Origin of the sequence: Bradyrhizobium sp. USDA 4541, from assembly GCF_024171085.1 — a bacterium.
Taxonomy (GTDB): domain Bacteria; phylum Pseudomonadota; class Alphaproteobacteria; order Rhizobiales; family Xanthobacteraceae; genus Bradyrhizobium; species Bradyrhizobium australafricanum.
Genome location: NZ_JALJZF010000001.1, coordinates 2,607,162 through 2,633,445, shown reverse-complemented (window position 1 = coordinate 2,633,445; position 26,284 = coordinate 2,607,162). Strand labels below are relative to the sequence as shown.

General features: G+C 65.3%; 23 protein-coding genes. 6 read left to right on the top strand and 17 right to left on the bottom strand.

Going from position 1 to position 26,284, the window contains the following annotated elements:
• Positions 1–178: 178 nt before the first annotated feature.
• From J2R80_RS12230 to J2R80_RS12190, 9 genes are all read right to left on the bottom strand, one after another.
• Complete coding sequence (locus J2R80_RS12230) at positions 179–463, bottom strand: cupin domain-containing protein (RefSeq protein ID WP_253638616.1); 285 nt, start codon at positions 461–463, stop codon at positions 179–181.
• 37 nt (positions 464–500) lie between these two features.
• Positions 501–1,598 (bottom strand): calcium:proton antiporter, encoded by a 1,098-nt coding sequence (locus J2R80_RS12225; RefSeq protein ID WP_057019011.1) that lies wholly within the window; start codon positions 1,596–1,598, stop codon positions 501–503.
• 53 nt (positions 1,599–1,651) lie between these two features.
• The gene (locus tag J2R80_RS12220; protein ID WP_253638615.1) at positions 1,652–2,470 is read right to left on the bottom strand and encodes an alpha/beta hydrolase; all 819 of its coding nucleotides are present in this window, start codon (positions 2,468–2,470) and stop codon (positions 1,652–1,654) included.
• 15 nt (positions 2,471–2,485) lie between these two features.
• Positions 2,486–2,656, bottom strand: coding sequence for a hypothetical protein (locus J2R80_RS12215; protein WP_253638614.1), 171 nt, complete (start codon positions 2,654–2,656; stop codon positions 2,486–2,488).
• 10 nt (positions 2,657–2,666) lie between these two features.
• Positions 2,667–4,064 (bottom strand): NAD(P)(+) transhydrogenase (Re/Si-specific) subunit beta, encoded by a 1,398-nt coding sequence (locus J2R80_RS12210; RefSeq protein WP_253638613.1) that lies wholly within the window; start codon positions 4,062–4,064, stop codon positions 2,667–2,669.
• A 43-nt stretch (positions 4,065–4,107) separates the two neighbouring features.
• Entirely contained in the window at positions 4,108–4,425 is a 318-nt protein-coding gene (locus J2R80_RS12205; RefSeq protein WP_016841609.1) for a proton-translocating transhydrogenase family protein, read from the bottom strand.
• A gap of 11 nt (positions 4,426–4,436) precedes the next feature.
• The gene (locus J2R80_RS12200) at positions 4,437–5,561 is read right to left on the bottom strand and encodes a Re/Si-specific NAD(P)(+) transhydrogenase subunit alpha (RefSeq protein ID WP_229192827.1); all 1,125 of its coding nucleotides are present in this window, start codon (positions 5,559–5,561) and stop codon (positions 4,437–4,439) included.
• A gap of 144 nt (positions 5,562–5,705) precedes the next feature.
• Entirely contained in the window at positions 5,706–5,858 is a 153-nt protein-coding gene (locus J2R80_RS12195) for an aa3-type cytochrome c oxidase subunit IV (RefSeq protein WP_092080774.1), read from the bottom strand.
• A gap of 269 nt (positions 5,859–6,127) precedes the next feature.
• Positions 6,128–8,044, bottom strand: coding sequence for a M3 family oligoendopeptidase (locus tag J2R80_RS12190; RefSeq protein WP_253638612.1), 1,917 nt, complete (start codon positions 8,042–8,044; stop codon positions 6,128–6,130).
• A 142-nt stretch (positions 8,045–8,186) separates the two neighbouring features.
• Here J2R80_RS12190 and J2R80_RS12185 point away from each other — a divergent pair, with 142 nt between their 5' ends.
• The 3 genes from J2R80_RS12185 to J2R80_RS12175 all read left to right on the top strand — a co-directional run bounded on the left by J2R80_RS12185 (position 8,187) and on the right by J2R80_RS12175 (position 14,143).
• Positions 8,187–9,677, top strand: coding sequence for a sigma-54 dependent transcriptional regulator (locus J2R80_RS12185; protein WP_253638611.1), 1,491 nt, complete (start codon positions 8,187–8,189; stop codon positions 9,675–9,677).
• A 307-nt stretch (positions 9,678–9,984) separates the two neighbouring features.
• Complete coding sequence (locus J2R80_RS12180; protein WP_253638610.1) at positions 9,985–12,282, top strand: murein L,D-transpeptidase; 2,298 nt, start codon at positions 9,985–9,987, stop codon at positions 12,280–12,282.
• Positions 12,283–12,547: 265 nt separating this feature from the next.
• The gene (locus tag J2R80_RS12175; RefSeq protein WP_168855430.1) at positions 12,548–14,143 is read left to right on the top strand and encodes a DUF882 domain-containing protein; all 1,596 of its coding nucleotides are present in this window, start codon (positions 12,548–12,550) and stop codon (positions 14,141–14,143) included.
• A gap of 36 nt (positions 14,144–14,179) precedes the next feature.
• Here J2R80_RS12175 and J2R80_RS12170 read toward each other — a convergent pair whose 3' ends face one another.
• The 3 genes from J2R80_RS12170 to J2R80_RS12160 all read right to left on the bottom strand — a co-directional run bounded on the left by J2R80_RS12170 (position 14,180) and on the right by J2R80_RS12160 (position 16,942).
• Positions 14,180–15,943 carry an adenylate/guanylate cyclase domain-containing protein gene (locus tag J2R80_RS12170; protein ID WP_057018127.1) on the bottom strand — a complete coding sequence of 588 codons (1,764 nt, stop codon included), beginning with the start codon at positions 15,941–15,943 and terminating at the stop codon, positions 14,180–14,182.
• 152 nt (positions 15,944–16,095) lie between these two features.
• A complete protein-coding gene (locus J2R80_RS12165; RefSeq protein ID WP_016841616.1) occupies positions 16,096–16,368 on the bottom strand; it encodes a DUF2312 domain-containing protein in 273 nt (90 codons plus the stop codon).
• Between the two features lie 271 nt (positions 16,369–16,639).
• The gene (locus tag J2R80_RS12160; RefSeq protein ID WP_050422684.1) at positions 16,640–16,942 is read right to left on the bottom strand and encodes a DUF1244 domain-containing protein; all 303 of its coding nucleotides are present in this window, start codon (positions 16,940–16,942) and stop codon (positions 16,640–16,642) included.
• A 196-nt stretch (positions 16,943–17,138) separates the two neighbouring features.
• Here J2R80_RS12160 and J2R80_RS12155 point away from each other — a divergent pair, with 196 nt between their 5' ends.
• Complete coding sequence (locus tag J2R80_RS12155; protein ID WP_038377731.1) at positions 17,139–17,747, top strand: DUF1036 domain-containing protein; 609 nt, start codon at positions 17,139–17,141, stop codon at positions 17,745–17,747.
• Positions 17,744–19,180 carry a pyruvate kinase gene (pyk, locus tag J2R80_RS12150; RefSeq protein ID WP_076828028.1) on the top strand — a complete coding sequence of 479 codons (1,437 nt, stop codon included), beginning with the start codon at positions 17,744–17,746 and terminating at the stop codon, positions 19,178–19,180. The genes J2R80_RS12155 and pyk overlap by 4 nt, the downstream gene beginning before the upstream one ends.
• Before the next feature lie 77 nt (positions 19,181–19,257).
• Here the strand turns inward: pyk and J2R80_RS12145 are convergent, their stop codons facing one another.
• Positions 19,258–19,686 (bottom strand): OsmC family protein, encoded by a 429-nt coding sequence (locus J2R80_RS12145; RefSeq protein ID WP_016841620.1) that lies wholly within the window; start codon positions 19,684–19,686, stop codon positions 19,258–19,260.
• Between the two features lie 94 nt (positions 19,687–19,780).
• On the bottom strand, positions 19,781–20,455 hold the full coding sequence (locus J2R80_RS12140; protein WP_026191806.1) for a TetR/AcrR family transcriptional regulator: 675 nt from the start codon (positions 20,453–20,455) through the stop codon (positions 19,781–19,783).
• Positions 20,456–20,852: 397 nt separating this feature from the next.
• On the opposite strand from J2R80_RS12140, the gene J2R80_RS12135 reads away from it, so the two are divergent.
• Positions 20,853–22,355 (top strand): hypothetical protein, encoded by a 1,503-nt coding sequence (locus J2R80_RS12135; RefSeq protein ID WP_076828024.1) that lies wholly within the window; start codon positions 20,853–20,855, stop codon positions 22,353–22,355.
• Between the two features lie 206 nt (positions 22,356–22,561).
• On the opposite strand, the gene J2R80_RS12130 is transcribed toward J2R80_RS12135, so the two are convergent.
• From J2R80_RS12130 to ftsH, 3 genes are all read right to left on the bottom strand, one after another.
• Positions 22,562–23,761, bottom strand: a complete 1,200-nt coding sequence (locus tag J2R80_RS12130; protein ID WP_253638609.1) for an ABC transporter substrate-binding protein — start codon at positions 23,759–23,761, stop codon at positions 22,562–22,564.
• 121 nt (positions 23,762–23,882) lie between these two features.
• Positions 23,883–24,269: a DUF3052 domain-containing protein gene (locus J2R80_RS12125; protein WP_244558820.1), complete on the bottom strand. Its 387-nt coding sequence runs from the start codon at positions 24,267–24,269 to the stop codon at positions 23,883–23,885.
• A gap of 39 nt (positions 24,270–24,308) precedes the next feature.
• Positions 24,309–26,231, bottom strand: coding sequence for an ATP-dependent zinc metalloprotease FtsH (ftsH, locus tag J2R80_RS12120; protein ID WP_057018122.1), 1,923 nt, complete (start codon positions 26,229–26,231; stop codon positions 24,309–24,311).
• Between the last annotated feature and the right edge of the window lie 53 nt (positions 26,232–26,284).

Sequence of the window (26,284 nt, the reverse complement as noted above, 5' to 3'; positions counted from 1 at the left end):
CGTTCCGACGTCACCTTTGGTGTCGCTTTGGTTTCAGCCGGAGGCGTCCCCTGCGCAGGCCGCATCCGCCTGCTAGATCATCGCGCAGCCGTTAACGGGTTATGAATTTCCACAGCCGCGCCGGCTCGGACCTGCCATTCGGCGGGTGCAGGGTTCCTTGCTTGGTTCTCGCGCCGCGTCAGGGCTTGAGTTCGACCTCGAGGAACACGATCTCGCTGGCCGTCTCGTTGAGCACGTCGTGCTGGACCCCGGCCTTGCGGAAATAGGATTTGCCGGCTCCGAGCTGCGCCTTCGAGCGCTCGCCGTTCGACGCCACGATCGTCATCTCGCCCGCCGTGATCGGAACGATGACATAGTCCATCTCATGGGTGTGGTGGCCGGTGGCGCTGCCCGGCGCGAGGCGCCATTCGGTCACCCGGACTTCCGCCGTATCCACCTGCACATCCGATTTGGCACTGAGCATCGTCATTTTCTCCAATTTTTTTTAAGCGGATCATGCTCTACGGCACGAAAACCATGAACACGAACACGGCGAACACCACCATGTGAACCAGCCCGAACAGGATGTTGGTGCGGCCGGTTCCGAAGGTGAGCATGCTGACCATGAAGGTGAGCAGCAGGATCAGCATATGCTGGTTGCTGAGCCCGAGCACCAATTGCTTGTCGAGCGCATAGGCGGCTACGGCCACCGCGGGAACCGTAAGCCCGATGGTGGCGATCGACGAGCCGAGCGCAAGGTTGATGCTCTTCTGCAGGTCGTTCTTGCGCGCCGCCGACACAGCGGCAACGCTCTCCGGCAACAGGATCAGGGCCGCCACCACCAGGCCGGCAAAGGCCGGCGGCGCGCCGATCTTGACGGTAACGACATCGACCACCAGCGAGAATTTCTTCGCCAGCAGCACCACCGCCAGCAGCGAGACCAGCAGCAGTGCAACGCTGATCGCCGTCATGCGGTCCGACATCACCTCGCCATGCGCCGCTGCCTCATTGGCGCCGCTGACGAAATAATCGCGGTGACGGATGGTCTGGGTGTAGAGGAACACCGCATAGAGCAGCACGGTCACTATGCTGACCACGGCGAGCTGGGCCGTGGAAAACACCGGGCCCGGAGAGGTCAGCGTGAAATTGGGCATATCGAGCGTGATGGTCGCGAGCACGAACAGCACGCTGAGGTAAAGGTTCGCCCCGGTGATCTGGAAATCCTGCTCCTTGTAGCGCAGGCCGCCGATGAAGATGCAGAGCCCGACCAGGCCGTTGCAGACGATCATCACCACCGCAAACACCGTGTCGCGGGCCAGCGTCGGCGCCGGCGTTTCGCCCAGCATGATGGTCGAGATCAGCGCCACCTCGATGATCGTCACCGCGAGCGTCAGCAGCAATGTGCCGAACGGCTCGCCGATCCGCTCGGCGATCATCTCGGCATGGTGGACCGCCGCGAACACGGTGCCGAACAGAATGACCAGCAGCACCGCCGCAAACACCCAGCCCCCGGCCGATGGTGCGAAGCTGTAGCCGGTGGCCGTGACCGCGGCAAACAACAGCACCGCCAGAACGGGATACAGCCAGGCCGACCGCGGCATCGGTCCGTGTGCACTCATCGTGGGGTCCCCTCACTTCGGTGGCGCGATTATGCGACAGACAATCGCCGCCGTCAGCCTCTTGCGGCGCCGATAAACCGCCGCGCCGTCGCCGTCGCACCGAAATCGTCGAGATTGTCGTGCCCGCCACCGGGCAGTCGCACGAATTGCTTGGGCTCATGGGCGAGATCGAACAGGCGCTCGCCGAAGCGAATCGGGATCACCGGATCGTCGGTGCCATGCATGATCAGGAGCGGCGCCTTGACCTGCGCGATGAGCCGGTCGGAGTGGAATTGATCGCGCATCAGGAGGCTGACCGGCACATACCAGAAATGCGCGCCGGCGACGTCGGCCGTCGACGTATACGGCGCCTCGAGGATCAGCTTGCCGAGCGGATGTTCGGCGGCGAGCGCGACCGCAACGCCGCTGCCGAGCGAGAAACCCCAGGCCACGATCTGCTCGGCGCGGTAGCGCGCGATGGTGAAGGCGTAAGCCGCTGCGGCGTCCTGCAGCAGTCCTTGCTCGCTCGGAGACCCGCTCGACCCTGCGTAACCCCGAAAGGACAGCGCCACCAGCCCGGTGCCGTCGGCCGTGATGGCCTTGAAGCGCGCCACGCGCCCGGCAAGGAAATCGCCGTTGCCATGAAAGAACAGCGCGACGGGCCGGCCCGGCTTCGCCGGCACGTGCCAGACGATGACCTTCTCGCCGTCGCCCGTGGTCAGGACATGCTCTTCCGCTTCGGGAAGGCCCGCGGCTGCCGGCGCAGTCCGTCCGACCGGCGGGATCGGAAACAGCAGCTCGCGCTGCTTGACGTAGAGCACCGCGAGCCCGCCGAGATAGACGACGACCGCGGCGATCAGGAACCATTTCAGGATTGCGAGTGCCAGTGCCATCAGCGGTGGCCGCGGCTATGTCTTGCCGTGGAGCTTGAGCAGCTTCTCGACGTCCGCCTTGATGCTGTCGGGGACCGGCCGGTACGCGCATGCCGCCGCATGCGCGACGTGCCACTTGATGCGCTGCTCGCGCGTCGCCCGGGGCGGCATGCGATGCGCTCGATGCCACTCCCGGTTCAGCGCCATCGCTACCGCCTTACATCGCCTTGACGATGTTCTCGGTGACCTTCTTGGCGTCGCCGAGCAACATCATGGTGTTGTCGCGGTAGAATAGCGGGTTGTCGATGCCGGCATAGCCCGAGGCGAGCGAGCGCTTGATGAACATCACGGTGCCGGCCTTCCAGACCTGCAGCACCGGCATGCCGTAGATCGGCGAGGTCTTGTCCTCTTCCGCCGCCGGGTTGGTGACGTCGTTGGCGCCGATCACGAAAGCGATGTCGGCCTGGGCGAACTCCGAGTTGATGTCCTCGAGCTCGAACACCTCGTCATAGGGCACGTTGGCTTCGGCCAGCAGCACGTTCATGTGGCCGGGCATGCGGCCCGCCACCGGGTGAATGGCGTATTTCACCTCGACGCCTTCCTTCTTCAGGATGTCGGCCATCTCGCGCAGCGCGTGCTGGGCCTGCGCCACCGCCATGCCGTAGCCGGGCACGATGATGACTTTGGAGGCGTTCTTCATAATGAAGGCGGCGTCATCCGCCGAGCCGAGCTTGGCGGGCTTCTGCTCGCCCGAGCCGCCGCCGGCTGCGGCAGTCTCGCCGCCGAAGCCGCCGAGGATCACCGAGATGAACGAGCGGTTCATCGCGTGGCACATGATGTAGGACAGGATCGCGCCGGAGGAGCCGACCAGCGCACCGGTGATGATCAGTGCCGAATTGCCCAGCGTGAAGCCGATGCCGGCCGCGGCCCAGCCGGAATAGGAGTTCAGCATCGAGATCACGACCGGCATGTCGGCGCCGCCGATCGGGATGATCATCAGCACGCCGAGCGCCAGCGCGATGATGGTGATCAGCCAGAAGTCGAGCGCGCTGCCGCTCATCACGAGGCCGACGATGAAGAACACCAGCGCCAGCGCCAGCACGATGTTGATGACGTGGCGGAACGGCAGGATGATCGGCGCGCCGCTCATCCGTGCCGACAGCTTCAGGAACGCGATCACCGAGCCGGTGAAGGTCAGCGCGCCGATCGCGACGCCGAGCGACATCTCGACCAGGCTCTGCGGATGGATGTGGCCGGGCGTGCCGATGTCGAACGCCTCGGGCGCATAGAACGCACCGGCGGCGACCAGCACCGCGGCCATGCCGACCAGCGAGTGGAACGCGGCGACGAGCTCGGGCATCGAGGTCATCGGCACCCGGCGCGCGATGACGGCGCCGATGCCGCCGCCGATCGCGACCGCGAGGATGACCAGCACCCAGGCCACGCCGTCGGCCGGCGGATGGCTCGCCAGCGTGGTGCCGACGGCGATCGCCATGCCGATCATGCCGAACATGTTGCCCTGGCGCGACGACGCCGGGCTCGACAGGCCGCGCAGCGACAGGATGAACAGCACCCCCGCCACGAGATACAACAGTGCAGAGAGATTGGCGCTCATCTCAGGTCCCCCAAAATCCTCATCACCCCGAGGTGATTGCCGCTCACTTGGCTTTCTTCTTGTACATCGCGAGCATGCGCTGGGTGACCAGGAAGCCGCCGAAGATGTTCACGCAGGCGAAGATCAGCGCGACGAAGCCGAAGCCGCGGGCCCAGCCCGAACCGCTCGAGACCATGCCGACGCCGACCGCAAGCAGCGCGCCGACCACGATCACCGACGAGATCGCGTTGGTCACGCTCATCAGCGGCGTATGCAGCGCCGGCGTCACCGACCACACCACGAAATAGCCGACAAACACGGCGAGCACGAAAATCGACAGCCGGAACACGAACGGATCGACGGCCTGCGCGAGATGCTCCATGGCTTCTCTCCTTACTTCGGCTGGAAGTTGGGATGGATGACGGCGCCGTCCTTGGTCAGCGCAGTGGCCTTCACCAGCTCGTCGTCCCAATTGACCGCGAGCGCCTTGTTGGCCTTGTCGACCATCGTCTCGATGAACGAGAACAGGTTGCGCGCGTAGAGCCCCGAGGCCGACGCTGCGACGCGGCCGGCGACATTGGTGTAGCCGACGATCTTGATGCCATCGGTCTCGACCACTTCGCCGGGCCTCGCGCCCTCGACATTGCCGCCGCGCTCGACCGCGAGATCGACCAGCACCGAGCCGGGCTTCATCGATTTCACCATCTCGCCGGTGACGAGCATTGGTGCCGGACGGCCCGGGATCAGCGCGGTCGTGATCACGATGTCCTGCTTCTTGATGTGCTCGGCGGTCAGCGCGGCCTGCTTGGCCTGGTACTCCTTGGACATTTCCTTGGCGTAGCCGCCGGCGGTCTGCGCGTTCTTGAATTCCTCGTCCTCGACGGCGAGGAATTTCGCGCCGAGCGATTCGACCTGTTCCTTGGTGGCCGGGCGCACGTCGGTCGCGGTGACGACGGCCCCGAGCCGCCGCGCGGTCGCGATCGCCTGCAGGCCGGCGACGCCGACGCCCATCACGAACACCTTGGCGGCCGGAACGGTGCCGGCGGCGGTCATCATCATCGGGAAGGCGCGGCCAAACGCCTCGGCGCCCTCGATCACGGCGCGGTAGCCGGCCAGATTGGCCTGCGAGGACAAGACGTCCATCACCTGCGCGCGGGTGATGCGCGGCATCAATTCCATCGCGAAGGCGGACACGCCGGCATCGGCCATCGCCTTCAGGGCGGCCTCGTTGCCGTAGGGATCCATGATCGCGATGACCAGCGCGCCGCGCTTGTATTTGGAAAGTTCGGAGGCTTCCGGCCGCTTCACCTTGATGATGATGTCGGCGTCCTTGAGCGCGTCCGCGCTGACGGTGGCGCCAACCGCGGTGAACTCCGAATCGGGAAGGCCCGACTTGATGCCCGCGCCCGGCTCGACCGCGACCTCGGCGCCGAGTGCCCTGAACTTCTTCACGGTATCGGGCGAGGCCGCAACCCGCGGCTCGGACGGATCAATTTCCTTGGCAACGGCAATCTTCATGGGCCCTCCGGCGGCGCGAGCGGCGCACGCGTCTTCAAACTAGCGTTATTTTCGCCAGATTTGGATACCCGGTTTTTACATCCGGGTTTCGACAGCAATTCCGGCACCGCCGCGGGACGGCGGCGCCGCTAGCCGATCTAAGGATCAGACCAGGAAATAGGCCATCAAGGCGAGAATAATGGCGACGCTGATGGTGCCCCATTTGACCAGCATGAGAAACCCTTCATAGGTCTGCTCATGCGCCACGTAATCGTTGCCGTCGGCGGTCGTGTAGGCCACTTCGCTATGGTCTGCCATCGCTGTCCCCAGTCAGAAATTCGCGTTCCTCCGCGAGCCATTACCGCAAACGGATAGGCAGGGCAACGGCGCGGTCCCGATCGGGCGATTTGAAGCGCAAATCGTCCCCGATCCACGTTCGAGCGACGACGCCGCGGCAGCCCCTCGGCAGGATTGGCCTCCCAAACGCAGGCATCATGGAACGATCATGCCGCCAGGCGCAAAAAAACGCCGAAAGAAACTGGCACGGGACCGGCTGCCGCCCGGCCCGGCCGGAACGCCGATGGGCCTCAGCCCATCGCCTCCAGCTCGTCGATCATGCCGGCGATGACGGACAGGCCGCCGTCCCAGAATTTCGGGTCCTTGGCATCGAGCCCGAACGGCCGCAGCAGCTCGGAGTAGTGCTTGGTGCCGCCGGCGGCGAGCATGTCGAGATAGCGCTCCGCAAAGCCTTCGGACGCGTGCTCGTAGACCGCATAGAGCGAGTTCACGAGGCAATCGCCGAACGCATAGGCATAGACGTAGAACGGCGAGTGGATGAAGTGCGGAATGTACATCCAGAACGTCTCGTAGCCCGGCTTGATCTCGATCGCCGGCCCCAGGCTCTCGCCCTGCACGCTGAGCCAGATCTGGCCGATCCGCTCGGGGGTGAGTTCGCCGTTCTTGCGCTCGGTATGAACCGCGCGCTCGAATGAATAGAACGCGATCTGCCGCACCACGGTATTGATCATGTCCTCGACCTTGCCCGCGAGCAGCGCCTGGCGCTGCTTGGCGTTCCTGGTCTGGGACAATAGCCGCTTGAAGGTCAGCATCTCGCCGAACACGCTTGCGGTTTCCGCCAGCGTCAGCGGCGTCGGCGCCATCAGCGCGCCGTTCTTCGCCGCCAGCACCTGATGGACGCCATGACCGAGCTCGTGCGCCAGCGTCATCACGTCGCGCGGCTTGCCCTGATAGTTCATCAGCACATAGGGATGCGCCGACGGCGTGGTCGGATGCGAGAACGCACCGGGCGCCTTGCCGGGACGGACCGGCGCATCGATCCAGCGATCGCTGAAGAAGCGCTCCGCGATCTCGGCCATCCTGGGCGAGAAGCCGCTATAGGCCGACAGCACCATGTTGCGCGCCTCGGGCCAGGCGATGGTGCCGGTCGCCGCGAACGGCAGCGGGGCGTTACGGTCCCAGTGCGGCAGCTTCTTCTTTTTGAACCAGCCGGCCTTCAGCGCGTAATAGCGGTGCGACAGCTTCGGATAGGCCGCGCGCACCGAGGCGACCAGCGCATCGACCACCTCGCGCTCGACGCGGTTGTTGAGATGGCGGGAGTCCGCGACATCCTGGAAGCCGCGCCAGCGGTCGGAGATTTCCTTGTCCTTGGCGAGCGTATTGGTGATCAGCGCGAAGCTGCGCTCATTGTCCTTGAAGGTCTTGGCGAGCGCCTGCGCGGCAGCCTTGCGCTTGTCCCCCGCCTTGTCCTGCAGCAGGTTCAGCGTCGGCTCGATCGCGAGCTCCTTGCCGCCGACCTTGAAACGCAGACCGGAGATGGTCTGGTCGAACAGCCGGTTCCAGGCCGCGTAGCCGCTTTGCGCCTTTTCGTGGAACAGCTGCTCGACGCGATCCTCGAGCTGGTACGGCTTGTCCTTGCGCAGATCCTCGATCCACGGCCGGTAATGGCCGAGCTCGGGTTCGGCCATCGCGCGCTCGATCACGTCGTCGTCGACGCGATTGAGCTCGAGCGAGAAGAACAACAGATGCACCGACGCGGCGGTCAGCCGCTCGGAGACATCGCCGTAGAATTTCGAGATCGCGGGATCGACGCTGTCGCCGGCATGGACCAGGCCGGCGTAAGAGCCGAGACGGCCAGCCAAATCGTCGATCGCCTCATAGCGCCTGATCGCCTCGGCCAGCCACCTTCCGCCGCCTTCCTTGGCGGTATTTTCGGCAAGCTTGCCCTTGTAGTCGGTCTCAAACGCGACGCAATCTGCGTCCATTTTCTGCAAGTCGCGTGCGACCTCAGGCGCATCGATACCGGAGTAGAGATCTGCCAGATTCCATTCCGGAAGCTTGCCGGTCTTGCTGGCTGCCTTTTTCGCCGCCGGACCGCCTGCGGACGATTTGCGTTGCGCGGCCGTTTTGCGCAACGCGGCTTCCTTGCGAAGAGCGGCCTTGCTGAGGGCAGACTTGTTGGATGCAGTTTTGGAGCGCGAGGTCATCTTGTTCGTAACCTTAGTTCAGTCGGAAAGATGTCGGCGGCGGCGGAATGAATGCGGGTTTGCAACATTTAAGAGTGCGTTAATCGGCATCGGCGACATTGCCCCGATTCGAGACAAATAAACGTAGCGTGCGGGGAAAACCATGGCTGCCACCATTTTGATCGCCGATGACGACGCAGTACAGCGCCGTTTGGTTGAAAACATGGTGCAGAAGTGCGGCTATGAGCCCCTCGTCGTGGACAGCGGCGACGCGGCGATCGCGGCCCTGACCGCATCCGAGACGCAGGCGATTGACGCCGTCGTGCTCGACCTCGTGATGCCGGGCCTCGACGGTCTTGGAGTCCTCGCAAAAATTCGTGAAGCTGGTTTGACCGTCCCGGTCATCGTGCAGACCGCGCATGGCGGCATCGACAATGTCGTGTCGGCGATGCGCGCCGGTGCCCAGGATTTCGTCGTCAAGCCGGTCGGCTTCGAGCGGCTGCAGGTTTCCCTGCGCAACGCCCTCAACGCCTCGGCGCTGAAGGGCGAATTGCAGCGGATCCGCCACAGCCGCGAGGGCCGGCTGACCTTCTCCGACATCATCACCCGCAGCGAGGCGATGGCCGGGGTGCTGCGCACCGCGCAAAAGGCCGCGTCCTCGACGATCCCGGTGCTGATCGAGGGCGAATCCGGCGTCGGCAAGGAACTGTTCGCGCGCGCCATTCACGGCAGCAGCGAGCGCAAGGCCAGGCCGTTCGTTGCGGTGAATTGCGGCGCGATCCCGGACAATCTCGTCGAATCGATCCTGTTCGGCCACGAGAAGGGCGCCTTCACCGGCGCCACCGAGCGCCATCAGGGCAAGTTCGTCGAAGCGCATGGCGGCACGCTGTTCCTCGACGAGGTCGGCGAATTGCCGCTGGCCACGCAGGTGAAATTGCTGCGCGCGCTGCAGGAAGGCACCGTCGAGGCGGTCGGCGGCCGCAAGCCGGTCAAGGTCGATGTTCGTATCATCTCGGCGACCAACCGCAAGCTGCTCGATCTCGTGAAAGGCGGCCAGTTCCGCGAGGACCTGTTCTATCGCCTGCACGTGCTGCCGCTGACCATTCCGGCGCTGCGGCAGCGGCGCGAAGACATCCCGCATCTGCTGCGGCATTTCCTGGCGCGATTCTGCGCCGAGGAGAACCGCAACATCACCGGCATCAGCGGCGAGGCGATGGCTCACCTCTCGCAGCTCGACTGGCCGGGCAACATCCGCCAGCTCGAGAACACGGTGTATCGCGCCGTGGTGATGAGCGATGGCGACCAGCTCGGGCTCGCCGATTTCCCGCAAGGAACGGCGCATCCGGCGCCGGACGGCAAATCGCTGCAGGGCGAGCCGCTGGTGGTGTCGCCTTCCACGGCCCCCGCCATGATTTCCGGTAATGAGATACCGGTTGCCGCCTCCCTGCCAACCGCCGGCGGCCTTTCCATGCTCAATGCCGCGGGCGAGGTGCGCCCCCTGGAAGATCTCGAGAACGAGATCATCCGCTTTGCGATTTCGCATTATCGCGGACAGATGTCGGAGGTCGCGCGCCGCCTCAAGATCGGCCGCTCGACGCTCTATCGCAAGCTCGACGAAGCTGCGGCCGGCGCGCGCGCAAGCGACGCCACTTAGCTCTCGAGGCCGACAGGCCGCACCAGGGAACCTTTTGAACCGTGTCGTGGCGGTGACAGACAAAGGCTGTGCCGCGTGGCAAAAACGCACAGCCCGGAGCGAAATCAGCTGCTTCGAGGTCAGTTTGTCGTGAGTTGCCCCGCATGGCGCTGGCTGCATGAGAGGGGCAAAGGTATCGTCTGCGTTCGTTGTGTGCAGGCGTGCGAGTCGATCGAGAGGCCGGCGCTTTCGCGCAAGCTATGAAACCAAATTCTGATTTGAACTGTTCCAGCTTGATGAGGGGCAGTTTCACCCAGGGGGTGTGACGATGCGTGACTGTTCGAACAACCGTCGAGGATTTGACCGCGTATTGATGGCCGTCGCGGCAACCTTCCTCACGGTGTCCGCGACCGCGGCCTTCGCGCAGGACACGCCGCACTCCAGCGCCTCGGAACTCGCGATCGACGCGGCGATCCCGCGCCCCGAACCGGCCAACGTGCCGCCCCCCACCGCAAGCGATTTCAAGGCCGACACCACCGCCGCGCTGCCCGATGCAGCCAAGCCGGCCGACGTGAAGCCAGCGGATGTGCATGCCACCGAAGCCAAGCCTGCTGAGACAAAGCCGGTCGACGCCAAGCCGGCAGAGCCGAGCGCGACTGCAAAGGCCGTCGAGCCGAAGCCCGCCGATGCCGTAACCGCGCCGGCGACGAAGCCCGCCGACGCGCCAAAGACCGATACCGCCGTCGCGCCGGCGGCGGCCACCCCCGCCCCTGCAACGGCCACCGCGCCTGCCGCAAGCCCCGCGCCTGCAACGGCAGCGGCGCCGACCACAGCTCCTGCTCCCGCGACCGCCGCAGCGCCGGCGGGCGAACCGGCGAAGGCGGCGAGCAACGTCGCCGCCGAGGACCAGCCGGTTGCCGACAAGGTGCGCGAACTGCTCGCCAGCAAGTCGCTGCGTAGCTTTGACCGCAAGAACGAGCGCGCAGCGGCCGAGAAGTTCTATTCGGCTCGCGAATACGCGCCGGTGTTCACCAAGGCCGGCAAGCTGACCGACGCCGGCAAGGGCGTCATCGCCCGCCTGAAGGACGCGGCCGCCGACGGCCTCGATGCATCAGACTATCCGGTGCCGGATTTCGCCGCGGCGACCTCGCCGGACGCGCTGGCCGACGCCGAGCTGAAGCTCGCCGCCAGCATGCTGGACTACGCCCGCCAGGCCCAGAGCGGCCGCATGCACTGGTCGCAGGTGTCGGCGGACATTCTCTATCCGGAGCACCCGATCGATCCGGCGGAAGTGTTCGCCAATGTGACCTCCGCCAAGGACGCCTCCGCCGCGCTCGACGGCTACAACCCGCCGCAGAAGCTCTACAAGGAGCTGAAGAAGAAGCTCGCCGAGCTGCGCGGCCAGGGCGACGGTCCGGTCATCACGATCGCGGACGGTCCGACGCTGAAATATTTGCCGGCGCGCAAGAAGCAGGCTGCGGTCGAGATGGACGATCCGCGCGTGCCGGACCTGCGCAACAAGCTCGGCATCACCGAGGATGCCGACAGCACCAAGTATGACGCGACGGTCGCGCGGGCGGTGGAGAAATTCCAGAGCAGCGTCGACCTCAAGCCGACCGGCGTTCTCGACGAGCGCACGGTCAAGGCGCTGAACAATCCGAAGCGCGACCGGCAGATCGACACCGTGATCGTCAACATGGAGCGCTGGCGCTGGCTGCCGCGCCAGCTCGGCGCCGCCAGTGTCGGCAATGCCTATGTGATCCTCAACATCCCGGACTACACGCTGAAGGTGATGCAGAACGGCGCGCCGGTCTGGACCACCCGCGTCGTCACCGGAAAGCCCGGCCAGCATGCCACGCCGCTTCTGACCGAGACGATGAAGTACATCACGGTCAATCCGACCTGGAACGTGCCGCCGTCGATCATCTACAACGAATATCTGCCGGCCCTGCAGCAGGATCCGACGGTGCTGCAGCGCATGGGCCTCAGGCTCGAGCGCAACCGCGACGGCTCGATCCACATTTCGCAGCCGCCGGGTGAAGCCAACGCGCTCGGCCGCATCCGCTTCAACTTCCCGAACAAGTTCCTGGTCTATCAGCACGACACGCCGGACAAGTACCTGTTCGCGAAGGACGAGCGCGCTTTCAGCCACGGCTGCATGCGCGTGCAGAATCCCGATCAGTACGCCGCCGTCCTGCTCAACATTACCGAGCCGAACCAGCACTACACGCCGGAGCGGATCCGCAGCATGTACGGTTCGAGCGAGGTCGACCTGAAATTCCCGACGCCGATCCCGGTGAACATCACCTACCAGACCGCGTTCGTGGACGATGCCGGCAAGCTGCAATTGCGCAGGGACGTTTACGGCCGCGATGCCAGCATGCTGTCGCTGCTCAGGAACAACCGCGGCAAGGATCTCGAGACGGTGGTGGCGCACGCCCAGCCGAGCTACTCGCGTCCGCCGAGCAGCAGCCTGCCCGCCGGCGTCAATGTCGCCGGCGACAACGGCTTTGGCTCCTCCGGACCAAACTTCTTCGAGCGCCTGTTCGGAGGATTCGGACAGCCGGAGCCGCAGCCGATCCGTCGCGGGCAGGCCCAGCAGCAGCGCCGGGTGATCACCCGCTAATCTGCATTTCCGCCCGATTGGGATAAATTTTGAAGCAAAATCAACGATCTCGCTCAAAAGGCGAGATCGTTTACGTTAACCATTTCGGGTCTCGGCCGGGGAGCAGGGCTATCTTTTGCCACAGTCGCCCAGTTAGTTAAGCCTAACTTGGGGGCGGGTCGGTAAACCTCGGTTAACCCTCCCGCTTTAAGAAAGCGTTCACCGTCTTCCGCAGGGGGTCTGCGAAAGATGCCGACCGAACGCTCGTCGACTGGGTGGGCTCATAGTGCTGGCTGTCTTCGCACGCCGCTGCAATCCGCTGTCGTTGCCTAAGGCCGGATACCAAGTCGGCCTGACTGCGCTATTGCTGTTGGCGGGCGCAGGATCGGTGCACGATGCCACCGCGCTGAACCAGACCCGCACCCTCTCCTTCCACCACACCCATTCCGGCGAAGACCTCACCGTCACCTTCAAGCGCGAGGGCCGCTACGACGAAGGCGCGCTGAAGCAGCTCAACCACTTCCTGCGCGACTGGCGTTCCCAGGATGAAACGGTGATGGACCGTCACCTCTTCGACATCCTGTGGGACGTCTATAACGACGTCGGCGGCAAGCAGCCGATCCAGATCATCTCCGCCTATCGCGCCCCTGCCACCAACGCCATGCTCCGCCGCCGCTCCTCGGGCGTCGCGCGCCACAGCCAGCACATGCTGGGGCATGCGATGGACTTCTTCATCCCGGGCGTGCCGCTGGAGCAGATCCGCTACGCCGGCCTCCGCCTGCAGCGCGGCGGCGTCGGCTTCTATCCGACCTCGGGCTCGCCGTTCGTCCATCTCGACACCGGCAGCATCCGCCACTGGCCGCGCATGACCCGCGATCAGCTGGTCAGGGTGTTCCCCGACGGCCGCACCGTCCATGTCCCGACCGACGGCACGCCGCTCAAGGGCTATGAGCTTGCCAAGGCCGATATCGAGCGCCGCGGCAATGGTGACGATGCCGCGACCATCGGCAAGCCGAGCCTGTTCGCGAAGCTGTTCGGTGGCGGCAAGTCGAGTGACGATGAAGACGAAGGCGCGGCCAGCGTGAACGACAAGCCCGCCGCCAACACCGTGGTGGCTGCCGCCGCGCCCGCCAAAGCCGCCGATCCGGTTCCGCTGCCGCGCGCCAAGCCGCAGTTCGCCGCCGCCATCCAGCTCGCCGCCGCCGACGCCCAGCTCGTGCCGATGCCGAAGGCGAAGCCGGCGGTGCAAGTGGTGCAGGTAGCCGAGAACACCGCGCCGCAATCCCCTGCCGACATCATCAATGCCCGCGGCTTCTGGGGTGACGAGGGTGAGGCGCCGAAGCAGGCGTCGGCGGCGCAGATTGCCGCGCTGAAGGCCCGCGAGGCGGTCGGCGGTAGCGATCCGCAGACCACTGCGAGCACGACAACCGAAAACTTCAACAAGGCGCTGGCCTATGCGCCCGCGGCCTCGCCGGTCGATCGGGCCAACATCGTCGCAGCGACCGCGCCGATCCCGCGCAACGTGCGCCCGACGCGCAATGGTGCGGTCCCTAGCACCGAAATCAACACCGTCGTTGCCAAGGGCGCACCGAGCCAGGGCGTGATCACCACCTCCGCGCGGATCTCGGCTGCCAAGGGCAACGATATCTGGATGCGCGTGGTGATGCTGGCGCCGAGCGCCAGCAATGCCATGCTGACCACGGTGCTTGGCGACACCGACATGACCATGATGCGGGCTCATTTCGTGAAGCCGCAGGCCGCCGTCGTCATGACCTTCTCGGAAGATCCGATGATGGGCATGACCTGCGACCGCTTCTCGGGCTCGGCGACCGCCCTCCTGACGACCCAGTCCTTCGTGCTCCGCACCGCCTCGCTGCGCTGAGCCGCGCTTCTGCCGACAAGATAGCTTTCCGCCCCTTCAGGCCGGCAGCCCTGCCTTGAGCAGGCCGGCCTCGTAGCGTGCCCGATCGGGCTCATACTTGTAGCGCTGGGTTGTCAGATGCGCGGCAACCGAGAAGGTCGGTTCGCGCTTCAGCACCTCGGCGGCGTGGGCAGAGGCCGCCACCGTGTTGCCCATCTGCGCGAAGGTCGCCGCGAGGAAGGCATGATGGGTGTGGTCGGGGCGCGTGATGCGCGAGAACGCCTCGACGGCGTCGGCGTATTTCTCGGCGCAATAGCAGGCCCGGCCGAGATGACTCCAGAAGCGCTCCGGATGGAACGGATTGAGGCGCATCGCCCGCTTGATCCAGTCGATGCCCTCCTCGGGCCGCCCGAGCCAGGTCAGGAGCTCGCCCTGCTGCACGACGACGAGGTCGTAGTTCGGGTTCAGCGCGAGCGCGCGCTCCTGGTGGAAGGCCGCCTTGTCGTGGTCGTCGCGGTTAAGGTTCAGCGCGGCGAGGATCCGGTGCACGTCACTGTCATTGTCGTCGAGCTTGAGCGCGATCTCGAGCTCTGCGGCGACCTGCGCCATGGTCGCGTCGCGGTCGGTGCACCAGTTGTAGACCCAGGTCTGGCCGAGCACGCAGGCCCGCCAAGCGTGGGCATGGGCATAGTTTGGGTCAAGCACGATGGCCCGCTCGAGCAAGCGTTGCGCCTCCGCGTTGTCGTCCCGTGCCGAGCGATGATGCAGCACCTTGGCGGCAAGCACGCATTCATAGGCCGCCATGTTGTCGGTCGGCTTGCGCTTGACGCGGTCATGCGCGGCAGCCTCGACGCGCCCCGGCAAGGTCGCCACGATCGCGCGCGTCATCTCGTCCTGGATCGCGAAGATGTCGGCAAGCTCGCGGTCGTAGCGTTCGGCCCAAACGTGCCGGTCGGCCACGGCGTCGATCAGCTGCACGGTGACGCGGATCCGGCCGCCCGCCTTCCGCACGCTGCCTTCCAGCACATAGTCGACGGCGAATTCCTTCGCGACGTCCTGCACCTTCACGGCCTTGCCCTTGTACACGAAGCTCGAGTTGCGCGAGATCACCAGCAGATCGTGGAAGCGCGACAGCTCGGTGATGATGTCCTCGGTGAGCCCGTCGGCGAAGAATTCCTGCTCGGGATCGCCGCTCATGTTGACGAGCGGCAGCACGGCGATGGAGGGCTTCTTGGCGACGACAGGGGCGGCCACCGCACTCGGGTGCTCCGGAACGGGCCTGGCACCGGATTCGAGATGAACGCGAAAAACCCGGATCGGGCGCGCGATATTCTTGACGGTCTGGTCGCCGAGATCCTCGAAGCTCAGATCTTCCAGGCGATCGCCGACCTGATCGCGCACCGCGCCGGAAATGCAAATGCCGCCGGGCTCGGCCAGCGTCTCCAGACGGGACGCGACGTTGACGCCGTCGCCGAAGATATCGGCGCCGTCAACGATCACGTCGCCAAGATTGATGCCGATGCGAAACTGCATCCACCGCGCCGGCGCGACGTCGGTGTTGCGCTTCGCCATCCGGCTCTGGACCTCGGCCGCGCACAGCACCGCATCGACGACGCTGTGGAATTCGACCAGCAGGCCGTCGCCGGTGGTCTTGATGATGCGGCCGCGATTCTTGGCGATGGCCGGATCGATCAGCTCGATGCGATGGGTTTTGAGGCGCGCAAGGGTGCCCGTCTCGTCAGCCTCCATCAGGCGGCTATAGCCGACCATGTCGGCGGCGAGGACCGCAGCGAGCCGGCGCTCTGGTCCTGGCACGTCCATCTGAACGATCTGCCCGGTTACCTCACCGCCAGTGTAGCAAATCCCGTGATTTCACCCAAGCCTCGACAGGAGGCCTTCCAGGAGCATCGACCTGAGCCTTGGGGGGCTTGGAGCGCCTTGGCAAACGCCAGCAGGGGTGGCCGCTGGCCGCCTCAGAGCATCCCCAGCGCCTGCATGTAGGTCTCCAGGATGGTCTCCTGCTCCTGGCGCTCGTTCGGATCCTGCTTGCGCAGACGGATGATGGCGCGCAGCGCCTTGACGTCGAAGCCGTTGCCCTTGCTCTCGGCATAAACGTCGCGGATGTCGTCCGAGATCGTCTTCTTCTCTTCTTCCAGCCGCTCGATGCGCTCGATGATGGACTTGAGCTGGTCCTTGGCAAATCGCGTTGCGGGCTCTTCCTTGACGGCGGCAGACGTGGTGGCCATCGCGCACTCCTGAACTGGCATTGAAATGTTACGCGAATACGCGCCTTGCGCACCGCTTGCTGCGGGCGACCCTCGATTTTGGCGCGCGTTCCGTCAAGGAAACATCGCGCTCATCCACAGCGCGCCCACAGGAGATGCTGGTCTTTCAGGTATAAACGTCATTCCGGGGCGATGCGGCAGCATCGAACCCGGAATCTCGAGATTCCCCGATGCGCAATTGCGCATCTGAGGTCTGGTGCTAACGCACCATCCCGGAATGACGTTGCTCGGCTTAATGCCCGCTTTGGGCTTTCTTCATCGCCGCGAGTTGCTCCGGCGTCGCGCTGCCCTGATACTTCGCCTTCCATTCCTCATACGGCATACCGTAGACCGCCTCACGGCTCTCGTCCTTGCTCACGGCAAGGCCCTTGGCGTCGGCCTCTTCCTTCATCCAGTTGGACAGGCAGTTGCGGCAGAAGCCGGCGAGGTTCATCAGGTCGATGTTTTGCACATCGGTGCGGTTGCGCAGGTGACTGACGAGACGCCGGAAGACCGCGGCCTCGAGTTCCGTTCTGGTTTTGTCGTCAATGCTCATGATCGTGATCCCGTGTGTCGCGCTCACCATATTGATATCAGGTGGGAATTGTCACAGATTTTGCCATATCGGCGCGCAAAACGGACCGGTCCGGCCACCCCGGCCATGGTCCGACAGCGTCGCAGACGGGCGCCCGCCCGTTGACAGTGCCGGCCGGGCACGCGAAATCGTCCATGATTTGATATAGCTTCGCTGCATGAGCCCAACAGATTCCCTTGCCTCAGCTCCCCGCAATATCCGTCTGACGTTGGCCGGCCTCCTGCCGGTGCTGGCGCTGGTCGCGGCCTGCCTGTGGACGAGCCCGGCGGCGGCCGATTTCCGGCTCTGCAACAACACCTCGAGCCGCGTCGGCATCGCGCTCGGCTACAAGGACGCCGAGGGCTGGACCACCGAGGGCTGGTGGAATGTGTCGTCGCGCACCTGCGAGACCTTGCTGCGCGGCAACCTTGTGGCGCGCTACTACTACATCTACGCTCTCGACTATGATCGCGGCGGCGAATGGTCCGGCCAGGCCTTCATGTGCTCGCGCGACAAGGAATTCACCATCAAGGGCACCGAAAATTGCCTGGCGCGCGGGTTCGACCGCACCGGCTTCTTCGAGGTCGACACCGGCGAGCAGCGTGCATGGACCGTCCAGCTGACCGAAGCCAACGAACAACAGCCGCAGAAAGTACCGGGAATGCCGGGCGGCGTGGGTCCAGGAAGTCCCGGGGCGATGCCGGGCCTGCCCAACCCGCCGCCGGGCGCAGCGCCGCCGGGCGCGTCTGGTCTGCCGCCAGCCGCACCACCCGGAAACAAACCATGAGACGACTGCGTCGAATCAAGATCCTCGCAACGCTCGGCCCGGCCTCCTCAGACAGCGCGATGATCCGCAAGCTGTTCGAGGCGGGCGCCGACGTCTTCCGCATCAACATGAGCCATACCCCGCATGACAAGATGCGGGAGCTGGTCAAGACCATCCGCAATGTCGAATCGAGCTACGGCCGGCCGATCGGCATCCTGGTCGACCTGCAAGGGCCGAAGCTGCGGCTTGGCTCGTTCGCGGAAGGCGCGACCCAGCTCAAGAACGGCCAGAGCTTCATTCTGGATTCCGACAAGACGCCGGGCGACAACAGCCGCGTCCAGCTTCCGCATCCGGAGATCCTCGCGGCGCTCCGCCCGGGCCATGCGCTGTTGCTCGACGACGGCAAGGTGCGGCTGATCGCCGAGGAAACCTCGCCCGAGCGCGCGGTCACGCGCGTCGTGATCGGCGGCAAGATGTCGGACCGCAAGGGCGTCAGCCTGCCCGATACCGATCTGCCGGTGTCGGCGATGACCGCAAAGGACCGCGCCGACCTGGAAGCCGCGCTGCCGGAGGGGATCGACTGGGTCGCGCTGTCCTTCGTGCAGCGCGCCGAGGACGTGATCGAGGCCAAGAAGATGATCCGCGGCCGCGCCGCCGTGATGGCCAAGATCGAGAAGCCGCAGGCGATCGACCGCCTTGCCGACATCATCGAAGCGTCGGACGCGCTGATGGTGGCGCGCGGCGATCTCGGCGTCGAACTGCCGCTGGAACGGGTACCGAGCCTGCAGAAGCAGATGATCCGGATGGCGCGCCGCGCCGGCAGGCCGGTGGTGGTCGCAACCCAGATGCTGGAATCGATGATCCAGGCGCCGGTGCCGACGCGCGCCGAAGTCTCCGACGTCGCCACCGCCGTCTACGAAGGCGCCGACGCCATCATGCTGTCGGCGGAATCCGCCGCCGGCAAATTCCCGGTGGAGGCAGTCTCCACCATGAACCGCATCGGCGAGGAGGTCGAGCGCGACCCGACCTATCGCAACGTGATCAACGCGCAGCGCGTCGATCCCGAAGCGACGGTGGGTGACGCCATTGCCGACGCCGCGCGGCAGATCGCCGAGACGCTCGACCTGTCGGCGATCATCTGCTGGACGTCATCAGGCTCGACCGCGATCCGGGTGGCGCGCGAGCGGCCTAAGGTGCCGGTGGTCGCGATCACGCCGAACCTCGTCACCGGCCGCAAGCTGTCGGTGGTGTGGGGCGTCCATTGCGTGGTCGCCGAGGACGCCCACGATCTCGACGACATGGTCGACCGCGCCGGCTCGATTGCGTTCCGCGACGGTTTTGCCAAGGCCGGCCAGCGCGTCATCATCGTCGCCGGCGTGCCGCTCCGCGCCCCCGGCACCACCAACATGCTGCGTATCGCCTCGGTCGGCCCGAAGGGCGACGCGCAGCTCTAGATTCCTGTTTGGCGCGTTTTCTTCACGCGTACCGGTGCCTATTTCGCTCGAAAACGCTCTAACCCGCCGCGCCGCGATCAGCCCTGCAATGACGCGTCGAGCGTGATCTTGGTGTTGAGCAGCTTCGACACCGGACATCCGGCCTTCGCCTTGCCGGCCAGTTCCTGGAACGTCGCGTTGTCGGCGCCCGGGATCTTCGCCGACAGCGTCAGATGCACCGCGGTGATGGCGAAGCCGTCGGCAACCTTCTCCAGGGTCACATCGGCCTTGGTCTCCATATGCTCCGCCGTGAGCTTGGCTTCTCCCAGGATCAACGACAGCGCCATCGTGAAGCAGGCGGCATGCGCCGCGCCGATCAGCTCCTCCGGGTTCGAACCCGGTTTGCCCTCGAAACGGCTGGCGAAGCCGTAGGGGTAATCCGAGAGCGCGCCGCTCTTGGTCGAGATCGCGCCCTTGCCGTCCTTGATGCCGCCCTGCCATTTGGCCGAGCCATGGGTTGTCGTCATGGGTTGCTCCGTGAGGTTGGTTGAACCCAGCCCGCAAAACTACAACGCCAATGCGACAGAAGTGTTCTTCGCGCGCGTTGGCCTCATCCTGGACTCAGGCGCCGACCAGCGCCTTCGCCGGAGTCGTCGCCTGCACCACGAGGCCACGCGCGCGTGCGTCCATCACGCCGACCGCGCGCAGCGCTAGCAGCGTCACGGTCTGCACCGCGTCACGCAGCTTGATCGGATCGTCGAGATTGGCCGGCGCCAGCGGGCCGACCAGCGCTTCGTGCAGCGCGCCGAGCAAGGCGGTGGCGGCCAGCGCCGTGTCCTGCGCCGGCAGGTGCCCGGCGCGCACCGCGGCATCGATGCGCATGGCAAGCTCGCCGGAAATATCGCGGCGGCTGGCGAGGCGCGAGGCGGTGACGTCGACGTCGACCGGCTCGGCCAAAATGCCCCAGGCGAGCTTGCGCTGCGACAGCACGTGGACCGCGATCGTCGTCACCGCGGCGGCAAGCGCCGATGACGGCCCCGGCGCAGCATCGGCGGCACGCCGAATCGCCGTGAGCTCGTCGCGCGAGACTTCCGTGATCAATTCCGAGATCAGCTCGGCCTTCGACGGGAAATAGCGGTAGACTGTTCCCGCCGCGACATTGGCCCGCACCGCGACGGGTGCGATCTGGACCGCCGCCATGCCGCCCGCCGCCGCCGCGTCCCGCGCAGCCGACAGGATGGCGCTGCGCCGCGCGGCCAGCCGTTTCACGACCTGATGAGTTCGCCGGTAAACCATGGCGTTCCGTCCCCCCGCCGTGCGCCCCGGCCGGCGCCCACCGGCAGAACACACGAGTCTTCAACGTTTTGAGCGATTGATCCCGCAATCGCCTGAAGAAGTGAACAACTATTCAGACTGGTTGACAAGCTGGAATTGTAAGGATTTTTTTGCAACCTCTGGTACCACCTCTGATTGAGCCGGCGGTGCTTCGGGCCTCTCCCCGACCGGTTCAGGGCCGCGATGGTAAATCGCCGGCTAAGGTGATCGCTCGAAATCGAGACATCTGATCTTGCGCACACTCGCGATATCGCCGCGGCATTTACCCGAATTTATCGGAAGCCGTGGTCGAGTGCGCGCCAGCATCACGCGTGGCGTTGGCTCTGGATGCCCCCGGCCGAAACAAGCAAGAAAGCGCATGTCACTCTCCATCACCAGCAGCGTGAGCAGCCGTAGCGCGGCGCGAGGACTGGTGCCGCTGTGCGCCGCCGTGGGCGCCTATCTGTTTTATCTCTCGGCCGGCGAAATCCTGCTGCGCGATTCCGACACGATGTGGCAGATCCGGGTCGGACAGTGGATCCTCGAACACGGCGCGATGCCGACATCGGACGTGTTCTCGTTCACCCGTTTCGGCGAGCCCTGGATCTCGAGCTCGTGGCTGTCGCAGGTGGTGTACGCGCTCGTATACGGCGGCGATTGGGCCGGGCCGGTGATCCTGTCGTCGATGGCGATCGGCGCGACGGTCGCAATCTTCCTGCATCTGTTGAGCCCGTATTTCGATCCGGCGCGCGCGCTTCTGATCGCGGCGCTGGCGCTGCTGTTGTCGACGATCCACTTCTTGGCGCGGCCGCATGTGTTGGCGCTGCCGGTGCTGCTGGCGTTCATCGGCGGCCTGCTCGTGGCCGCGGATCGCCGCGCCTCACCGTCATGGTGGCTGCTGCCGCTGATGACGCTGTGGGCCAATCTGCATGGCGGCTTCGTTCTCGGCCTGGCGCTGATCGGACCGATCGGACTGGAGGCGGTGTGGAACGCGGAGCCCGGCCGCCGCCGCCAGCTTGTCGTGCGATGGGGCCTGTTCGGCCTCGCCGCGCTGGCCGCGAGCTGCCTGACGCCCTATGGCTGGAACAGCCTGCTCGGCGCGACCAAGATCCTCAGCCTCGGCAAATTGCTGACGCTGATCGGGGAATGGAAGCCGGCGGATTTCAGCAAGCCCAGCTTCTTCGAAGCCACGCTGCTCGGCCTGATCGGCCTGATCTGCTATCGCAGGCTGACGCTGTCGGTGCCGCGGATCCTGCTGCTGCTCGCGCTGATCTGGATGGCGCTGAGCCATGTCCGCAACATCGAGGTATTCGCGTTCATCGCTCCGCTGGTGCTCGCCAAGCCGATCGCCGAGCAATGGGGAACGGCAGGCGCCACCGCCGCCCGCTTCGGAGAAACGCGCGCATTCCCCGTCGTCACGATCCTGGCTGTGATCGCGATGGTGATCGGCGCGTGGGTGACGACGGGGATGTTCGTCGCGCAGCATCAGTTCAAATTCCTGCCGATGTTCTCGCCCGTTGCCGCGGTCGATGTGCTGCAGCAGCACAAGGCGCAGCGCGTGTTCAGCACCGCGCCGTTTGGCGGCTACATGGTCAGCCGCGACATGAAGGTGTTCATCGACGGCCGCGCCGAGCTCTATGGCGAGCAATTCGTGCTCGACTATTACGATGCGCTCGACGCCCGCGACGTCGGCCGGCTGCTGGGCCTGCTCGACAAATACCGGATCGATGCCACGCTGCTGAGCTCGGACTCGCCCGCCGGCAACGCGCTGGATCACCTGAAGGGCTGGAAGCGGCTGTACAAGGACGACATCGCCGTGATCCATGTACGCTCGGACGAGACGAAGACCGGCGCGGCGGCGGCGGGTCAGAGCACGAACTAACCGACGCCGCACAAGTCCAAAATCGCATCGTCGTCCCGTCATCCTGAGGTGCGAGCCTTGCGGCGCAATTGCGCCGCCGGGCGAGCCTCGAAGGATGAATCGGCCACCAGTCGGGCCGTCGATCCTTCGAGACGCCGCTGCGCGGCTCCTCAGGATGACGGGTTTGATCCCCGGCGCTCACAGTTCAAGCGCGATCAGCCCCACCCTCAATTCCCTGTCTGAAGCTCGCCGAAGCGATCCCAGGTCTTGCCGTTGAAGCGCATCAGTTGCATCTGATCGACCGGCACGTGGTCGGCCGGCGAGGTGTTGACCTTGATGCCCGGCAGCAACATCGGCAATTCCAGGCCCTTGATCGCGAATGCCTGACGCAGGATGTTCTCGGTCGAGAGATCGTCGCCGCAGGCCTTCAGCACCGCCTCCAGCGCCATCGCGCTGTTGTAGGCGTTGACGTAGTTGGTGTCGTGCTGGTCGCCTTCCGGCACGTATCTGGTCATGAACTCGCGCCAGCCCTTCATGCCGGGATCGTCGCTCCATGCCGGGTCGTCCGGATCCTTCACATAGGCCGTGGAGATGATGCCGGTGCCGGCCTCGAGGCCGGCAGGCTGCATCACGGTCGAGATCCACACCGCTGTGTTGGACAGGAAAGTCATCGGCCGCCAGCCGATCTCAAAGGCCTTGCGGATCGACTGCGCCGCGAATTTCGGCGTCGCCGCGATCACGAAGACGTCGGCATTGGTGGCCTTCAGCTTGACGATCTGGGAGTCGATCGTCGGGTCCGTGATCTCATAGGTCGCAACCGTGACCAGAGACTCATACTTCTCGCCGAGCACGTCCTTGAGGCCGGCGAGATAGTCGCGGCCGTAGTCGTCGTTCTGCGAGATGACGGCGAACCTTGCATTCGGATTCTTCGCCAGCGCATAGCGCGCATAGAGCCGTGCCTCGTAGCGGAACGGCGCCTGCACGCCCATCGTCGCCTGCGGGAATTGCGTGACGCCGCCGAATTTCGAGGCGCCGGAGGCCAGGAACAGCTGCGGGATGTTCTTGCCCTGCAGGTACTTTGCGATCGCGGTGTTGTGCGCGGTGCCGATCGAGGAGAAGATCAGCGCGACCTCGTCGCTCTCGACGAGGCGGCGCGTTTGCTCCACCGTCTTCGGCGGCGCGTAGGAATCGTCCAGCGAGATGAAGTTGATCTTGCGGCCATTGATGCCGCCGCGCTCGTTCAGCATCCTGAAATAGCCGGCTTCGCCCTTGCCGAGTGCGCCGAACGCCGACACCGGCCCGCTATAGGGCATGGTCTGGCCGATCCTGATTTCGGTTGATGTGACGCCCCGCATCTCGTCGGCGAGAGAAGACGTGGGCAGCAGCAGGAACGAAATGGCGCCAAGCGCGCCGAATGCCTTGCGCATCGGCCTCCCCTTCCCTTTTTCTTGCCGCGCCTTCAGACATCGCGGCTGTGCCGTTTGACGGCTTGGCGGGAGGATGCCACGGCGTTGCAGCGGAGGCCACGGATATTCGAAAGGCGCGATTTCAGCGCTTGCCGCGGTCCCTGACCGGGATCACGAATTTCAGCCCCGACCAGACGTTATCGACCGCACAGACCTTGACGTCGACCAAGCCGTTCGCGAGCCCGGTTGCGCGGACCTCCTTCTCCGTAAGGTCGGTCGCGACACCCGAACTCTTCTTCGGCCACGATACCCAGATCATGCCGTCAGGGGCGATCGCATGACGGTAACGCCGCAGCCTGGCCGCAAGCCCCTCGGCCTTGGCGGCGAACAGGTGCACGGCATCGAGCGGTGCCCGTGCGGTCTTCGCTACCAGCACATCGGCGGGCAGCTCGCCGACAACGTCGCCATAGGGAACGGACAACCCGTCGACAAAAATACAAAAGCCCGGCTTGAGGCCGAGCTTTTGCACAACTGGTCTGCCGGAAGTGCCGGCCATCGCGGGCGAGGCTTACGCCTGCGGCTGCGGCTCCATGCCGGTGTCCGGATCGGGACGCGGGCGCGGCTTGCCGGCCGGCGGCACGGCGGATGCGCGCGGCGTCGACGGCTCCAGCACCGACTCGCGATTGGGCTTCTTGCCCTTCAAGAGGTCGATGATCTCGTCGCCGGTCAGCGTCTCGAACTCGAGCAGGCCCTTGGCGAGCGCCTCGAGATCCTCGCGCTTCTCGGTGAGGATCTTGGTCGCCTCGTTGTAGCCTTCCTCGACCAGACGCCTGATCTCGGAGTCGATTTTCTGGACGGTCGCCTCGGACGCATTCTGCGTGCGCGAGACCGACATGCCGAGGAACACCTCGTCCTGGTTCTCGCCGTAGGAGACGGTGCCGAGCTCTTCCGAGAGGCCCCAGCGCGTCACCATCATGCGGGCAAGGCGGGTCGCCTGCTCGATGTCGGAGGCGGCGCCCGAGGTCACCTTCTCGCGGCCGAAGATCAACTCTTCGGCGACGCGGCCACCCATCATGATGGCAAGGCGCGAAGTCATCTGCTCGAGCGACATCGACAGCTTGTCGCGCTCCGGCAGCTGCATCACCATGCCCAGCGCACGGCCGCGCGGAATGATGGTCGCCTTGTGGATCGGATCGGTCGCGACGACGTTGAGGCCAACGATGGCGTGGCCGCCCTCGTGATAGGCCGTCAGCAGCTTCTCTTCCTCGGTCATCACGAGCGACTTGCGCTCGGCGCCCATCATCACCTTGTCCTTGGCCTCTTCGAACTCGGCCTGCGTCACCATCCGCTTGTTGCGGCGGGCGGCGGTCAGCGCAGCCTCGTTGACGAGGTTCATCAGGTCGGCGCCCGAGAAGCCCGGGGTGCCGCGCGCGATGGTCTTGAGGTTGATATCCGGCGCCAGCGGCACCTTGCGGACGTGAACCTTGAGGATCTGCTCGCGGCCGACGACGTCCGGGTTCGGCACCACGACCTGGCGGTCGAAGCGGCCGGGACGCAGCAGCGCGGGATCGAGCACGTCGGGACGGTTGGTCGCCGCGATCAGGATCACGCCCTCATTGGCCTCGAAGCCGTCCATCTCGACCAGCAACTGGTTCAGCGTCTGCTCGCGCTCGTCGTTGCCGCCGCCGAGGCCGGCGCCGCGATGACGGCCGACCGCGTCGATTTCGTCGATGAAGATGATGCAGGGCGCGTTCTTCTTGGCCTGCTCGAACATGTCGCGGACGCGGCTCGCGCCGACGCCGACGAACATCTCGACGAAGTCAGAACCGGAGATGGTGAAGAACGGCACGTTGGCTTCGCCCGCGACCGCGCGCGCGATCAGCGTCTTGCCGGTGCCGGGAGGGCCGACCAGCAACACGCCGCGCGGAATCCGTCCGCCGAGCCGCTGGAATTTGCCGGGGTCGCGGAGGAATTCGACGATCTCCTGCAGATCCTGCTTGGCCTCGTCGACACCAGCGACGTCCTCGAAGGTGACGCGGCCATGGGCCTCGGTCAGCATCTTGGCGCGCGACTTGCCAAAGCCCATCGCCTTGCCGGCGCCGCCCTGCATCTGCCGCGACAGGAAGATCCACACGCCGATCAGCGCGATGAACGGCAACCAGGAGACGAGCAGCGAGACGAACCACGGGACGTTATCGCCGGGCGCCTTCGCGGTGATCTGCACCTTGGCGTCAAAGAGGCGCTTCACGAGCGTCGGATCGCTCGGCGCGTAGGTCTGGAAGCTCGTGCCGTTGTTGAAGGTGCCGTGAATCTCCGGCCCCTGGATCACGACGTCGCGGACATGGCCCTGATCGACCTCAGTGAGAAGCTGCGAGAACGAGATGTCCGAGGACGACGAGCGCTGGCCAGGATTCTGGAAAAGCGTGAACAACGCCAGCAACAGCAGGACAATGATGACCCAGAGGGCGAAATTCCGCAGATTGGCGTTCATGGTCTTCCTTCGTGGTCGCGCGGATCGCGGCCTCTCTCTATCCTTGGGCAGGC

Bases quoted from the DNA above. Each gene is read 5' to 3' on its own strand.
- J2R80_RS12140 (WP_026191806.1), bottom strand. From the start codon at position 20,455: ATGGTTTACCGGCGAACTCATCAGGTCGTGAAACGGCTGGCCGCGCGG.
- J2R80_RS12180 (WP_253638610.1), top strand. From the start codon at position 9,985: ATGCGTGACTGTTCGAACAACCGTCGAGGATTTGACCGCGTATTGATG.
- J2R80_RS12130 (WP_253638609.1), bottom strand. From the start codon at position 23,761: ATGCGCAAGGCATTCGGCGCGCTTGGCGCCATTTCGTTCCTGCTGCTG.
- J2R80_RS12135 (WP_076828024.1), top strand. From the start codon at position 20,853: ATGTCACTCTCCATCACCAGCAGCGTGAGCAGCCGTAGCGCGGCGCGA.
- J2R80_RS12170 (WP_057018127.1), bottom strand. From the start codon at position 15,943: ATGGACGTGCCAGGACCAGAGCGCCGGCTCGCTGCGGTCCTCGCCGCC.
- J2R80_RS12185 (WP_253638611.1), top strand. From the start codon at position 8,187: ATGGCTGCCACCATTTTGATCGCCGATGACGACGCAGTACAGCGCCGT.
- J2R80_RS12215 (WP_253638614.1), bottom strand. From the start codon at position 2,656: ATGGCGCTGAACCGGGAGTGGCATCGAGCGCATCGCATGCCGCCCCGG.
- J2R80_RS12200 (WP_229192827.1), bottom strand. From the start codon at position 5,561: ATGAAGATTGCCGTTGCCAAGGAAATTGATCCGTCCGAGCCGCGGGTT.
- J2R80_RS12210 (WP_253638613.1), bottom strand. From the start codon at position 4,064: ATGAGCGCCAATCTCTCTGCACTGTTGTATCTCGTGGCGGGGGTGCTG.
- J2R80_RS12165 (WP_016841616.1), bottom strand. From the start codon at position 16,368: ATGGCCACCACGTCTGCCGCCGTCAAGGAAGAGCCCGCAACGCGATTT.
- J2R80_RS12155 (WP_038377731.1), top strand. From the start codon at position 17,139: ATGAGCCCAACAGATTCCCTTGCCTCAGCTCCCCGCAATATCCGTCTG.
- J2R80_RS12195 (WP_092080774.1), bottom strand. From the start codon at position 5,858: ATGGCAGACCATAGCGAAGTGGCCTACACGACCGCCGACGGCAACGAT.
- J2R80_RS12145 (WP_016841620.1), bottom strand. From the start codon at position 19,686: ATGACGACAACCCATGGCTCGGCCAAATGGCAGGGCGGCATCAAGGAC.
- J2R80_RS12190 (WP_253638612.1), bottom strand. From the start codon at position 8,044: ATGACCTCGCGCTCCAAAACTGCATCCAACAAGTCTGCCCTCAGCAAG.
- pyk (WP_076828028.1), top strand. From the start codon at position 17,744: ATGAGACGACTGCGTCGAATCAAGATCCTCGCAACGCTCGGCCCGGCC.
- J2R80_RS12230 (WP_253638616.1), bottom strand. From the start codon at position 463: ATGCTCAGTGCCAAATCGGATGTGCAGGTGGATACGGCGGAAGTCCGG.
- J2R80_RS12160 (WP_050422684.1), bottom strand. From the start codon at position 16,942: ATGAGCATTGACGACAAAACCAGAACGGAACTCGAGGCCGCGGTCTTC.
- J2R80_RS12225 (WP_057019011.1), bottom strand. From the start codon at position 1,598: ATGAGTGCACACGGACCGATGCCGCGGTCGGCCTGGCTGTATCCCGTT.
- ftsH (WP_057018122.1), bottom strand. From the start codon at position 26,231: ATGAACGCCAATCTGCGGAATTTCGCCCTCTGGGTCATCATTGTCCTG.
- J2R80_RS12220 (WP_253638615.1), bottom strand. From the start codon at position 2,470: ATGGCACTGGCACTCGCAATCCTGAAATGGTTCCTGATCGCCGCGGTC.
- J2R80_RS12205 (WP_016841609.1), bottom strand. From the start codon at position 4,425: ATGGAGCATCTCGCGCAGGCCGTCGATCCGTTCGTGTTCCGGCTGTCG.